We start from the raw sequence: 13,573 nt of genomic DNA on the forward strand, positions 1-13,573 counted from the left end.
TTTTATTTTGTATCATCATTGATATAACCATCATAAAAAAAGCTCCGGCTATAAACCAGAGCTTTTTACTAATTAATCAGAAAAATTCTAATAACTACGCAGTTTTAGGGATTGGACGCGGTTTTCCTTTCGCATCAATCGCAACATAGTTAAATGTAGCGTCACATACCATAAAGCGGTCACCAATACCGTGCTCTTTAATTGGTTTAACCCACACCTCAAGATTAATCGACATTGAAGTATGGCCAATTTTTACACATTCGCCATAGCAACAAACAACATCACCTACTTTTACTGGTTTTTTAAAAGTAATACTAGAAACAGACACGGTAACAATACGGCCACCAGAAATTTCTTTAGCTAAAATACCACCAGCTAAATCCAGCTGTGACATGATCCATCCGCCAAAGATATCACCATTGGCATTGGTGTCTGCTGGCATTGAAAGAGTACGTAGAAGGAGTTGGCCTTTAGGCGCTTGTCCAAGAGATGATGGAGTTGTCAAATTGATTTCCAATACAACTAAAATGAAATTATGCAGAGTCTACCATAAAAAAACAGATATAAAAAAGCCGTGCGATAAAGCAGCACGGCTTATGTCTTTTTGTTTGAGTTTTTTGTTACTCTTGTTTTTCTTTTTTCTCTTTTGGCATGTGTTTATAAACGTACATACCAGTAAGCAGTGTATATAAAAAGGTTAATCCAAGTAAGCCAAAGACTTTAAAGTTAACCCATACATCCAATGGCATTTCGAATGCTACGTATAAGTTGGCAATTGCACATACGGTGAAAAATAAGATCCAAGCGTAGTTGATCTTGTTCCACTGAGAGTCAGTAAGCGTCACTTCTTTGCCTAGCATACCTTTGATTACAGGCTTTCCAATGATCTGAGAAACCATTAAACCAGCAGCAAAAACGCAGTATACAATCGTTACTTTCCATTTAATGAAGTTGTCATCATGTAAGAAGATCGTCATTCCACCGAAGACGGTTACCATAAGAAAGGTGATTAGCTGCATTTTTTCAACTTTCTTATAAAGAACGTAAGTCAAAACAAGTTGAACAGCTGTTGCTATGATAAGTGCGCCTGTTGCGGTGTAAATATCGTACATTTTGTACAGGGTAAAAAAGATAATCAGTGGGATAAAATCTAAAATCTGTTTCATATTTATAGGTTGAGCCAATAATTAATTATGTAGCGAGTGTATCTAAAATTTAGAGGGGAGGGAATCGCTAAAAATTGCTTGTTACATTTTATGCGTGCTTGTTGGTGAAAAAGAAAAGCCAACTCATATGCTTTCAGCTAGAAAGAGCAAATGTGAGTCGGCTTAATAATATCTGATGTAAAGAAGTAATGAATTTATGCTTCTTTATTTTCTGTCGCTGTTTCGACTGTTTCTTCAACCATTGAGTCAACAATCACTGCACACGCAGCATCACCAGTGATGTTCAGAGCAGTACGGATCATGTCAAAGATTCGATCCAATGCAAATAGAAGTGGTAGACCTTCGATTGGGATACCAGCAGCAAGTAGAACAGCAACGACTAGGAAAGAGGGACCAGGAACACCGGCTTGACCAACAGCACCTAGCGTTGATGTCACAATAATTGCAACATAAGCCCCAATTGACAGATCAATGTTGAACAGTTGAGCAAAGAAGATAGCTACGAGACCGTAGTAAATTGCATTACCAGACATGTTGATCGTTGCGCCTAATGGCAGAACAAATGATGCGGTAGAGTTACGAACACCTAAATCTTTTTCAACGGTTTCCATAGTGACAGGAAGTGTTGCCATTGATGACGCTGTTGATAATGCAACAGCTTGTGGCTTCTTCATTGCAATCAGGAATTTCTTTGCAGAGGTTTTAGTTAGTAGGCCAACCATTAATGGATAAGCAATAAAACCAAACACAAGAATAGCAGCAACATAAACAACGAATAGTTTAAATACGACCATTAGCGCGCCGAAACCAAACGTACCTACAGCCTCAGCCATTAAACCAAACACACCGATAGGGGCGATGATCATTACTTTATTTAATATGGTAAGTGATTGAAAAGGTTTGATTAATTATTTTTTATTGTTTTAGCTAGCTAAGTGTCTGATTGAAAGGAATTGTTTTCTAAACTTTACTTTTTATTACTGTTTTGTTCACAACTAGGCATAAAGCTACTCAAATTGTGCTTTATGCCCGTTACATTGACAATTAGTTCCAGTTTTTAATTATGTTTTCTAGCTCTAAGCAAGAATTATTTTCTTCCATTACTTTTCTTAGATTAGAAAACTCTTTTGAAATTTCATATGAGTTTTGATTGCGTTTCTTTTTATCAGTAAATCTAGTTTTTTTTATGACATTAAGGCTGACCAATTTGACAAGTGTCTGAGAATCTTTCTTCATCTTTCTTTCTATATCTTCTTTGGTCATCACTTTAAATTCACTATTAAACCAAAATAAGGAAATGCATTTCAGAATCTTGCTCTTCAAGTCAAAGCTATCAGAATTTTTATTGGAAAGGTGCTTCAATATTCCAGTCATATTACAATTCGATGTTTCGAAGTTATCTAAACTTAAGTCAATGTTTCCTGAAACTAATTTCCCTAAAAACTGGGAATTGTTGAAGAAAGTTTTTTCATCAAACTTACAATGAGACAGGCAGTCATAATTTTCAAAGTGACTCTTATCAACTGTTAAACCAGTGAAGTTAAACGTTGGTTTTTTAGCTGATGATGAATGAACATTGAATAAGCATAAGTTGTTGATTTTATTATCTGAAACTCCAAATAAATCCATCATTAATATGGTTCTTTCATTTATGTCTTTTAATTCTAGCAAAGTTAGAAGGAATAAAAATAACGATGATACCAACTTTTTATTTTGGATTTCCATTTCATCAGATTTTAATGATTCAATGAAGATCCATATGTTGTCTTTTATGTCGCTACTATTAATATCCTCACTTTTTAGTCTATTAAATAGCTCCTTTTCAATAAAACCGCCGTATTGAACATCACTAGTAAAAATATCTTGAATATGCTCATCAATATTTTCTAAATGATCATCTCGAATCGACTTTAGAATGCTGAGACATTTGAAATGATCGTTAAAGAAATCATATCGGAACCAAGCTAAAGTCGAGTCTTGGTTAGAGCGCATTAGAGGATGAGCAAAAAATTTGTCAATATTTTTCTCTGAATTTCTAATCGTACTCTTACTTAGTATTTTAGATAGCTGTTCTTTTGTAACTGTACCACTATATTTATTTGCGATATCTAGGAAAACATTAACCTGCGAGTCGATGCTATTATTATCTAGTTTTTTTATTTCACGTTCACATGACTTTGCTATGATGACGTCATTCGTAAAATTTTGGTTAAGTAAACTGGATTCTGAAATTAATGCTTCATCTTTGGAACCAAACAGGTTGTCTTTTATCATATCCAAAATATAAGGAATATAAGACTTATCATCATCTTTATTTAGTGCGAAATGTTTCGCTAAATCAATTGCTTGTTTGTATTGCCTTTCTGTTTCATCAAAATGTTTTTTGAAGTATTCTTCTGTTAATTTCTTATCAAATGGTAATAATTTCACTTTCTTTATTTGTGAACTGTACTCTGTTTCATCCTCCCAAAAATAATCTCTACATGTTAATAGAATTTTAGCCTTTGCAAAATTATCTGAGTATTTTTCAAAAATTGTTTTTATAAACTCTGTATTGTTAAATTTTTCACCTAACTTACTTATTACTTCATCAATTCCATCAATTGCAATAATTAATTGACCATTATCTATGGAAAGCTCAAGTTGACTAGCATCGATACTGTTATTAACGTTTTTCTTTTGAGCTAGGGCTTTGTAGAAGTCAAAAATGTTATCAATTTTTCCATTGTTAATAATCTCATTTATTATCTCGTGAGAGTTAATGAATAGTACATTACAATCATTATTTTTTGATTTACTTACTTGGTCTAAGAAATATTTAACAACGGTTGTTTTTCCAATACCACCAGTTCCTTTAAGTACCATTAAGGGGCACTCGGTAGCATTAAACCATTCCCATAGTAAAATATCAGCTGTTTTATCTTCCGATTTTTCAGTATATGGTCTAACAAAATCATCAATATTAAATCGTCCTTGATGGAAAATGTTCATTTCGAACAGGTCGTTACACAAACTCTGATTTGAAAATTCTGATAAGGTATAAATGTCAATATCGGATATTTTTTTAGAAAAAAGATCTTTAATTCTTGATTTGTCCAAACTACCACCTTGCCTATTTTCATTATCTACAAGAATGATAGTTTTGATGTTTTCTATAATTTTAGTTTCTATTAGATGCTTAGCTATTCTATTTTGGCTAGTATACTTACTGAAATAAATAAACTGAACATGACCGAACATGCCGTTCAGTTTATATACTTCATGACAGTTTCCATTTGAATAAGTATATTCACGGGATACTTCATCTAACTTCGAAGATGGGAGGTGTTTTGATTTGAAGATATTGACATATTTACTAACCGATATGTTTCGTTTTGGCATATTTTGGTCGGAAATTAACTTTAATATTTTTGATATTTCAGTGTGACTAGCTATACAATTTTCTGGATCGCTTTCTTCTTTGTAATTCCGAATCAATACAGTATTTTTTCTGTACGTTGACTTCTTATCAACGATATCTTTTTTTATCTCAAGTATATATGGTGCGTTGTCAATTGAGATTGCGAGTAGTTTCTTCCCTTGATACTCAAAAGTATTAATTTGATATAAACTATCAATTTCAGGTAAATCAATGTTTTTATCTTCAGGGAGTGTTGAGAAGTGCTTCTTAACTCTTTTTGTTAACTCATCCTTCAGTTTTTCGGTCTTTTTAATTAAGTCGGGGGCTAGTTCATCGCTAATATGAAAATCACAGAATTCTTTAGAGTCATCATCATAACCAAAAATTAAATGTTTTTTAGATTCGTCAGAGCTTTGGACATTAAATAGTGCGGAGAAATCCTTTAAAAATTCCCCCCATTCTTTTTGAATATCTTTATCTTTATCTTTATTTGTCCAATACCAAGTTTTTTTAAACTCAGTGGTTAAAGTTTCCCCATTAGCTGTGAAACTTTCAATTGTGATTTCGTTCATATTAAATAGTGCCAATCCGATAGTTTATTAAACTATACAGTCTTGTATGCTGGAATGCGATCGGAGTATGATTTTATTTTGATTCTACTCAAAAAAAGCCACTTATAAAAGTGGCTGTTTCTAATCAGAGTGAAGAATTGAAGCTTCTATTTCTTTACCTCTACTGCCTTTTCGTCTTCAACCATTGAGTCAACAATCACAGCACACGCAGCATCACCAGTGATGTTCAGAGCGGTACGAATCATGTCAAAGATACGGTCTAATGCGAATAGAAGTGGTAGACCTTCGATTGGAATACCTGCAGAAAGTAGAACAGCAACGACTAGGAAAGAGGGACCAGGAACACCGGCTTGACCAACAGCACCTAGCGTTGATGTCACAATAATTGCTAGATAAGCCCCAATTGACAGATCAATATTGAATAGCTGAGCAAAGAAGATAGCGACTAGACCGTAATAAATGGCATTACCAGACATGTTGATGGTTGCGCCTAATGGCAGAACAAATGATGCAGTAGAGTTACGAACACCTAAGTCTTTCTCAACCGTTTCCATTGTTACTGGCAGTGTAGCCATTGAAGAGGCTGTAGATAGTGCAACCGCTTGTGGTTTCTTCATTGCAAGAAGGAATTTTTTGGCTGAGGTTTTAGTTAGTAGGCCTACCATTAATGGATAAGCAATAAAACCAAATATAAGAATAGCAGCAACATAAACAACGAACAGTTTAAACACCACCATTAGCGCGCCAAAACCAAACGTACCTACGGCTTCTGCCATCAAACCAAACACACCGATAGGGGCGATGATCATCACTTTGTTGATCATCCAAACCATGACATCAACAATGCTATTAACCGCATTGATCATTGGCTCGCGACGCGTTTTTTCTAGTTTAGAAAGACCAATACCAAAAAATAAGCAGAAAACGAGAATTTGTAGAATGTTTGCTTCATTTAATGATTGGAATACGTTAGTTGGGATCATTCCTGTGATGGTTGCCCAGAATGTTGGTAGCTCACCTTTCGCAGCGTATGCTGATGAGAACATGCCTTCAACACCAGAGAGATCAATGCCTTTACCCGGTTCAAAAATCTCACCCATGAACAGTGCAAGTACAACAGCAAGCGCTGAAGTGATACCAAAGTAACCTAAAGTCGTTAAACCAACTTTACCTGCGTTACTACTATTACCCAGACCTGCGGCTCCAGAGATTAGAGCAACAGCAACCAGTGGGATCACTAGCATTTTTATTAGGTTAATAAAGATTGTACCTAAAGGAGCAAACATCGCGGCAGATTGCCCCATTGTTGCACCAACCATGGTACCTACGATCATCGCAATAACGACTTGAACGCCAATATTGTTGAGAAGTCCTTTTTGTTGTAACACTTTGTTCACCTCTGTTCTGTTTTAGTAACAAGATAAGGCCTGCATATCTTGTTAAATATGTGTTTATTGGTTAAATATATTGGAGGTTGTTTTACACGTAATATTTACATCTATCAACAGTTTTATCAAATAGATCTCAACTTATGTGGTTTTATGTAGGGTGTTTGTTTCTTTTTTGTGCGCAGTGATGGTTGTTATTACTTATTGGATAAGTAGACCCTTAATTAATATTTAACGTAATAAAGCGAACAGAAAAAGGGAGGGATAAAAAAGAGCTCGTGATGAGCTCTTTTGGGGTGGGGTAATATGTTAAATGTTACTTTTGTGTTGCAGCTTTCATCGATGAAGTAAATGATGAAAGCGCTTCAAGTAAAGCGGCTGGATTATTTTGATGTTGTTCAATGAGCCTTACGGTCGCAGAGCCAGAAATAGCCCCTGCTGCGCCCGCTTTAATCGCTTCTTCAACTTGTGCTGGCTCTGAAATACCAAAACCTAGGATAGCAGGTGGTGCATCAAATTGGTTTAAGCGCTCTAATAGTTGAGCAACAGGCATACCTGCTTTGGTTTCTGCGCCAGTAACACCTGCACGAGAAAGAAGGTAAGTGTAGCCGCCACCTAATTTAGCAACGGTTTCTAACGTTTCATCTGATGCTGATGGTGGAGCGATGAAGATTGGATGAACATTATGCTTAAGTGCATTTGCTCTAAATTCTTCAGATTCATTGGTTGGTACATCTGCAATTAGTACTGAATCCACACCGGCTTGTTGGCATTTAGCATAGAAAGTATCAATGCCATTTGCGAACACAAGGTTAGCGTAAACCAATAGGCCAATTGGCGTTTCAGGGTATTTAGCGCGGATTTTTGAGATCAATTCAAAACAAATTGTTGGCGTTGTTTTGCTGTCTAGCGCGCGAATGTTTGCGCCTTGAATAGTGGGGCCATCCGCTAAGGGATCTGAAAATGGAATGCCCAATTCAAGTGCATCTGCCCCTGATTCAATTAAGGTTTCCATGATCTGATAAGAAAGCTCTGGGTTTGGATCGCCAATGGTTACAAAAGGAACAAAGGCACCTTGGTTTTTGTCTGCTAATTTAGCAAATAGGTCTTGATAACGATCCATTAGATCTCTCCCTTTTCTTTTAGAATGTCATGAACAGTGAAGATGTCTTTGTCACCACGGCCTGATAGGTTAACAACTAACAACTGTTCTTTTTCTGGTTCAGCATGCGCTAATTGAAGTGCATAAGCCAGAGCGTGAGACGATTCTAATGCAGGAATAATCCCTTCGCCTTTTGCTAAGGTTTGGAATGCTTCTAGTGCTTCATCATCGGTAACGGATCCATATTCAGCACGACCAATGGCATTTAAATGCGCGTGTTGTGGACCAACCGATGGGAAATCAAGCCCAGCAGATACAGAGTAAGATTCTTCAATTTGACCATGTTCATCTTGCATCAATGGTGCTTTCATACCAAAGAAGATACCCGTTTTACCATGCTTAAGTGGCGCGCCATGTTGGTCGGTATCAATGCCTTTACCTGCGGGTTCTACACCAATTAATTTCACATCTTCTTCTTCAATGAAATCAGCAAACATACCAATCGCGTTTGAACCGCCACCTACACAAGCAATCACCGCATCAGGAAGACGGCCTTCACGAGCAAGGATCTGCATTTTTGTTTCTTCGCCAATCATTCGTTGGAAATCACGAACAATGGTTGGGAATGGGTGAGGGCCCGCGGCTGTCCCTAATAGGTAATGCGCAGTTTCATAAGTTGCAGACCAGTCACGTAGTGCTTCATTACACGCATCTTTTAGCGTTGATGAACCTGAATGAACAGGGATCACTGTTGCACCCATTAACTCCATTCGGAATACATTTGGGCTTTGACGTTCAATATCTTTAGCGCCCATGTAAACACGACACTTTAAGCCAAGCAGAGCACAAGCAAGCGCAGTTGCAACGCCGTGTTGACCTGCTCCCGTTTCAGCAATGATCTCTTCTTTACCCATGCGTTTTGCAAGTAGTGCTTGACCTAATACTTGGTTGGTCTTGTGAGCGCCGCCGTGCAGTAAATCTTCACGCTTTAGGTACAGTTTCGTTTTAGTGCCCTTGGTTAGGTTACGACAAAGCGTAAGTGCGGTAGGACGGCCTGCGTATTCTTGCAGTAACGTCATAAACTCAGCGCGGAAATCGTCATCTGCTTGTGCATCAATAAACGCTTGCTCAAGTTGGTCCAATGCAGGTACTAAAATTTGTGGAACGTATTGACCACCATATTCACCGAAGTAGGCATCTAATTTTGCCATGATATTTTCCTTAATAATCTCGTAATGCGCTAAATACGGCGCGTAATTTTTTGTGATCTTTTTTACCAGGTGCCGATTCGACCCCAGAGTTGAAATCTAACCCGTAGCAGCCAAGTTGCGCAGCTTGTTTGGTATTTTCTAGTGATAAGCCACCAGCTAACATAATGTCGTTATGTGGCAGTTTGCTCCAATCAAAACTAACGCCAGTTCCGCCTTCTTGTGAGCCAACTTTGCAATCTACCAATACCTTATCAGCAAGGCTTTGAGCAAGGGAAATGCTTTGTGCCTCATCTGACACAGAAATAACATTCCACACTTGGCAACCCGCTGGTAGCAGTTGTTTTAGCTCTGCAATGTAGTCTTCGCTTTCAGACCCATGTAGCTGAATTACCGCAAGAGAAAGCTCATTCGCTATCTTTGCTACATTTTCTATGCTGCCATTTTGAAACACACCAACGTAATTCAATTTTGTCGCTTGAGTAATTGTTTTCGCCATTTCTACTGATACATAACGAGGGGATTTCTCTACAAAGATTAATCCCCCGTATACGGCTCCTGAATCATAGACTGCTTTTGCATCTTCAATAGAGGTTAAGCCACACACCTTGTTTTCACCCAAAATAACTTTACGCGCCGCAAGCTCTAGATTGTCTTCTGCCATTAATGAACTACCAATTAAAAAGCCTGTAGCGTGTTTTGCTAGATCTTTTACTTGCTGATGGTTATAGATACCAGACTCAGAAATAATGGTTGTGCCTTTTGGCAGCAGTGGGGCAAGCTCTTTAGTGCGGTTCAAATCGGTGGATAAATCACGTAGATTACGGTTGTTAATGCCGATCACTTGCGCTTTTAATGCGACCGCTCGGTGTAACTCTTCTTGATTACTGACTTCAGTGAGTACCCCCATGCCAAATGAATGAGCGATTTCTGCAAGCGCTTTGTACTCTTCATCGTTAAGCACAGAAAGCATGAGTAGAATCGCATCGGCACCGTAATGGCGAGCTAAATAGACTTGGTATGCATCAATCATAAAATCTTTGCATAGAATAGGCTGATTAACTTGGTCACGAATAATGGGTAAGAAATCAAAACTGCCTTGAAAATATTTTTCGTCCGTTAACACAGAAATTACACTGGCGTGCTTGTTGTAGACTGAAGCAATGTATTTAAGATCAAAATCTTGGCGAATTAAGCCTTTTGATGGCGATGCTTTTTTGCATTCCAGAATAAATTCGGTTTTGCCTGTTTTTAAGGCTTGGTAAAAACGGCGATCAGAGTTGGTTAGGCTATTCTTAAAGGTATCAAGAGGCTGTGTTTCTTTGCGCTCATTTATCCAAATCGCTTTATCTTTGACAATTTTTACTAGCACTTCGGCCATTTGGGTGTTTTCTACTGAGATGTGCTCAGACAATTGGTGTGTCATCTTTCTTATCCTCGTGCCGCCAGTTGTTGAACTAGCTCAAATGCTTTACCTGAGTTCATCGCATCAATGGCTTTTTGTGCATTGGCTTTTAAATCTTCATGACCAAACAGGCGCATTAATAGTGAAACGTTAACCGCAATGGCACCTAATTGAGCGTCGGTTCCTTTACCAGTCAGAATATCGGTAATAATCGCTCTGTTTTCTTCTGGCTCTCCGCCTTTAATTTCGTCAAGCGGATAAGTGTCTAAACCAAAATCTTCAGGCGTTAATGTGTATTCTTTGATTTTACCATCAATAATTTCAGCGACGGTGGTTGGGCCATGAATCGCGACTTCATCTAAACCTGACCCAAAGACAACGGCTGCGCGTTTCATTCCCATATTCACCATGGTTTCTGCGATAGGGCGAACCAGAGACTCATCGTATACCCCCATTAATTCAATATTTGGGCGAGCAGGATTGATTAATGGACCAAGGATATTAAAAATGGTACGTGTTTTCATGGTTTGACGAATTGGCATCGCGTGTCGAACCCCACCGTGATAATGAGGTGCAAATAAGAAGGCAACACCTAAGTCATCGACTGCTTTTCGTGTGTCTTTTGCTGACATGGCTAAATTAATACCAAATGAATCTAATAAGTCTGAAGATCCTGATTTACTTGATACACCACGGTTGCCGTGTTTTGCGATTTTAAGACCACATGCTGCAGCAACAAATGCGGCAGTGGTGGAGATATTTATCGTATTTGAACCGTCACCACCTGTACCAACAATGTCGGCGAAATCGTAATCAGGGCGAGGGAATTCATTGGCATTATCAAGCAGGGCTTTTGCTGCGCCTGCAATTTCGTTTGGTGTTTCCCCTTTGATTTTTAAACAGGTTAGGGCGGCGGTAAGTAGAATAGGCTCTAACTCGCCTTTAATGATGGCATCAAAAAGAACTTGGCTTTCTGTTTCTGAAAGCGAATGTTGGTCATACAATTTAGTGAAGATGGCTTCAATTGGAGTCATGAGAATATCCTTATTCTTTATTATCTGAATGGCTTGAATCTAAATTTAAAGCCCAGTTTAATGTATTAATTAGCAGCTCAGCGCCTTGCGTCGTTAAAATGGATTCAGGATGAAATTGGAATCCACACACCTTATCTTCTTCCTGAATAACTGCCATGACTAAATCATTAACAGTTGCGGTAACAGTGAGTTGCTTTGTCACTTTTGTTGCGACTAAAGAGTGGTAACGAGCAATAGAGAGTGGATTTGGTAACCCACTAAAAATTGCGTGTTGGTTATGGCTCATCATCGCCGATTTACCATGAACGATTTCACCCGCACCGGCAACTGTCCCGTCATACGCTTCTACAATCGCTTGGTGGCCAAGACAAATCCCAATCATAGGTACTTTGCCTTTTAAACGTTGAATGACGTCAGGCATACAGCCTGCCTCGGATGGCGCGCCAGGCCCTGGAGATAACACAACCACGGGGTTTTCTAGTTTATTTACCGCCTTTTCAAAAGCGCTTGCAGACAAACTATTTCGGTAAATAGTGACTGGGTAACCAAGAGAGCGAAATTGATCAACCAAGTTATAAGTAAAGGAGTCGAAATTATCGAGCAATACAATATGAGCCATTAGTTTTTCTCCTTGATGTTTGTTGGTTGAGCTAAGTGCGCTTTTTGAATCGCAGAGATCACCGCTTGGGCTTTACCTCGTGTTTCATCCGCTTCAGCTTGTGGTTCTGAGTCATAAACCACACCAGCTCCGGCTTGAACTTGAGCGATACCATCTTCAACATAGGCTGAGCGAATAACAATACACGTATCCATGTTGCCATCGCCTGTTAAATAACCCACCGCGCCACCATAAGTGCCTCGGCGTGTTTTTTCTACATCACGAATGAGCTGCATTGCACGAATTTTTGGTGCGCCAGTTAATGTCCCCATATTCATGCATGCTTGGTAAGCATGAAGGGCATCAAGATCGCCACGCAGTTGACCAACCACACGAGAAACAAGGTGCATGACATGACTGTAGCGGTCTACTTTTAATAAATCAGCCACATAACGAGTGCCGGCTTCTGAAATACGGGCCACATCATTACGAGCTAAGTCAACCAACATCATGTGTTCTGCGTTTTCTTTAGTATCACAGCGCAGTTCTAATTCAATGCGGCTGTCTAAATCATGGTTAATAGAACCATCGCTGTTTTTTCCGCGCTGACGAGTACCTGCAATTGGGTAAATCTCAACTTGGTTGGTTTCTTTGCCGTATTTCAATGCAGATTCTGGCGATGCACCAAACAGGGTGAAATCACGATCTTGCAGATAAAACATATAAGGGCTTGGATTGCCGATTTTGAGTTCACGATAAGCCGCTAAGGGAGCAGGGCATGGCAAAGTAAAACGTCGAGAAGGAACAACTTGGAAAATATCACCTTTAATTACAAATTCTTTTAAATTTAATACGGTTTGACAGAAATCTTCATCAGACACACTTGGAATGGCGTCACAGTTTTCTAGCGTAGGTGCGCTGGGCACGGTATGTGGCTCTGAGCAAAATTCTTTAATTTCAGCAAGTCGAGCAGAAACACTGGTTTTGATGGTCTCACCAGCATTAAACAGTGAACCCTGAAGTACCGAAGACTCGGTTTGGTGATCGATGACCAAAAGTGATTCGGCAACATAAAACACATAGTCAGGACACTTATTGGTTGTTTCTGCATTACCAAGGTTTTCAAAATTCGCGACTAAGTCATAAGCAAATAGCCCACCTAAAAAGAGCGCATTAGAGGGCAATCCAGTTACATCAAAGTGATTCTGAATAAAACGCAGAGCATCAAAAGAAGAAAGCTCACGTAAACGACTGTCTTCATCCAGATCTTGATTAATATTTGGGAACTGTAATGTCAGTATGGAGTTAGAAGAAAGGGTAATAAGAGAAATAGGAATAGATTGAGCTAAGGAGTGTAATAAGGATTCTCCATTTGCTGTTAACGCTTCTAGTGTCACTTCTTTATCAAAACAATGAATTCGTACCGCCGCATCAATCAGCATTAAGCTTATGATATTTTGTTTTGAATTAACTTCAGCCCCTTCGAGTAATAGACTCATCTCTTTATTTTCACATAGAGTGGCATAAAGTTGGGTTGGATCAGAGACGTATGGAACGTCAAGGGAAAGCACTTCTAGTTGACCATCATTGGACATTACTGACTGCATTTCAGCCTCCCTGCTAATGCGTTGAATTGATGTTAAATTTTTATTAGTTTTCATAGTCGCATATTTCACTTTTGTTGCCACTCTTTTCTTAAA

General features: G+C 38.6%; 10 protein-coding genes and 1 pseudogene. All 11 read right to left on the reverse strand.

The genetic code is table 11. The features are described from left to right. Nucleotides 1-94 precede the first annotated feature (94 nt). A complete protein-coding gene (gene yciA / locus PVK62_RS03130) occupies nt 95-505 on the reverse strand; it encodes an acyl-CoA thioester hydrolase YciA (RefSeq protein WP_274443311.1) in 411 nt (136 codons plus the stop codon). A gap of 115 nt (nt 506-620) precedes the next feature. Then, nucleotides 621-1,166 carry a septation protein A gene (locus tag PVK62_RS03135; protein ID WP_274443309.1) on the reverse strand — a complete coding sequence of 182 codons (546 nt, stop codon included), beginning with the start codon at nt 1,164-1,166 and terminating at the stop codon, nt 621-623. 194 nt (nt 1,167-1,360) lie between these two features. Then, a pseudogene (locus PVK62_RS03140) lies at nt 1,361-2,047 on the reverse strand (dicarboxylate/amino acid:cation symporter); the annotation flags it as partial. Between the two features lie 163 nt (nt 2,048-2,210). Further along, nucleotides 2,211-5,138: an NACHT domain-containing protein gene (locus tag PVK62_RS03145; RefSeq protein ID WP_274443308.1), complete on the reverse strand. Its 2,928-nt coding sequence runs from the start codon at nt 5,136-5,138 to the stop codon at nt 2,211-2,213. 146 nt (nt 5,139-5,284) lie between these two features. Beyond that, nucleotides 5,285-6,526, reverse strand: coding sequence for a dicarboxylate/amino acid:cation symporter (locus PVK62_RS03150; protein ID WP_274443307.1), 1,242 nt, complete (start codon nt 6,524-6,526; stop codon nt 5,285-5,287). Nucleotides 6,527-6,842: 316 nt separating this feature from the next. Continuing rightward, a complete protein-coding gene (gene trpA / locus PVK62_RS03155; RefSeq protein ID WP_274443306.1) occupies nt 6,843-7,649 on the reverse strand; it encodes a tryptophan synthase subunit alpha in 807 nt (268 codons plus the stop codon). Continuing rightward, nucleotides 7,649-8,839, reverse strand: coding sequence for a tryptophan synthase subunit beta (gene trpB, locus PVK62_RS03160; RefSeq protein ID WP_274443305.1), 1,191 nt, complete (start codon nt 8,837-8,839; stop codon nt 7,649-7,651). The genes trpA and trpB overlap by 1 nt, the downstream gene beginning before the upstream one ends. A gap of 10 nt (nt 8,840-8,849) precedes the next feature. Continuing rightward, complete coding sequence (gene trpCF / locus PVK62_RS03165) at nt 8,850-10,262, reverse strand: bifunctional indole-3-glycerol-phosphate synthase TrpC/phosphoribosylanthranilate isomerase TrpF (RefSeq protein WP_274443304.1); 1,413 nt, start codon at nt 10,260-10,262, stop codon at nt 8,850-8,852. Between the two features lie 5 nt (nt 10,263-10,267). Continuing rightward, the gene (gene trpD, locus PVK62_RS03170) at nt 10,268-11,275 is read right to left on the reverse strand and encodes an anthranilate phosphoribosyltransferase (protein WP_274443303.1); all 1,008 of its coding nucleotides are present in this window, start codon (nt 11,273-11,275) and stop codon (nt 10,268-10,270) included. Between the two features lie 10 nt (nt 11,276-11,285). Beyond that, nucleotides 11,286-11,894: an aminodeoxychorismate/anthranilate synthase component II gene (locus PVK62_RS03175; protein ID WP_274443302.1), complete on the reverse strand. Its 609-nt coding sequence runs from the start codon at nt 11,892-11,894 to the stop codon at nt 11,286-11,288. Next, on the reverse strand, nt 11,894-13,480 hold the full coding sequence (locus PVK62_RS03180; protein ID WP_443111753.1) for an anthranilate synthase component 1: 1,587 nt from the start codon (nt 13,478-13,480) through the stop codon (nt 11,894-11,896). The genes PVK62_RS03175 and PVK62_RS03180 overlap by 1 nt, the downstream gene beginning before the upstream one ends. Between the last annotated feature and the right edge of the window lie 93 nt (nt 13,481-13,573).

The sequence above is a fragment of the Aliivibrio sp. S3MY1 genome (assembly GCF_028765575.1).
In the GTDB taxonomy this organism is placed as follows: domain Bacteria; phylum Pseudomonadota; class Gammaproteobacteria; order Enterobacterales; family Vibrionaceae; genus Aliivibrio.

Excerpts from the sequence above, each read along its gene's own strand:
- PVK62_RS03145 (WP_274443308.1), bottom strand. The coding sequence starts at position 5,138 with ATGAACGAAATCACAATTGAAAGTTTCACAGCTAATGGGGAAACTTTA.
- PVK62_RS03180 (WP_443111753.1), bottom strand. The coding sequence starts at position 13,480 with ATGCAGTCAGTAATGTCCAATGATGGTCAACTAGAAGTGCTTTCCCTT.
- trpB (WP_274443305.1), bottom strand. The coding sequence starts at position 8,839 with ATGGCAAAATTAGATGCCTACTTCGGTGAATATGGTGGTCAATACGTT.
- PVK62_RS03135 (WP_274443309.1), bottom strand. The coding sequence starts at position 1,166 with ATGAAACAGATTTTAGATTTTATCCCACTGATTATCTTTTTTACCCTG.
- trpA (WP_274443306.1), bottom strand. The coding sequence starts at position 7,649 with ATGGATCGTTATCAAGACCTATTTGCTAAATTAGCAGACAAAAACCAA.
- trpD (WP_274443303.1), bottom strand. The coding sequence starts at position 11,275 with ATGACTCCAATTGAAGCCATCTTCACTAAATTGTATGACCAACATTCG.
- trpCF (WP_274443304.1), bottom strand. The coding sequence starts at position 10,262 with ATGACACACCAATTGTCTGAGCACATCTCAGTAGAAAACACCCAAATG.
- PVK62_RS03175 (WP_274443302.1), bottom strand. The coding sequence starts at position 11,894 with ATGGCTCATATTGTATTGCTCGATAATTTCGACTCCTTTACTTATAAC.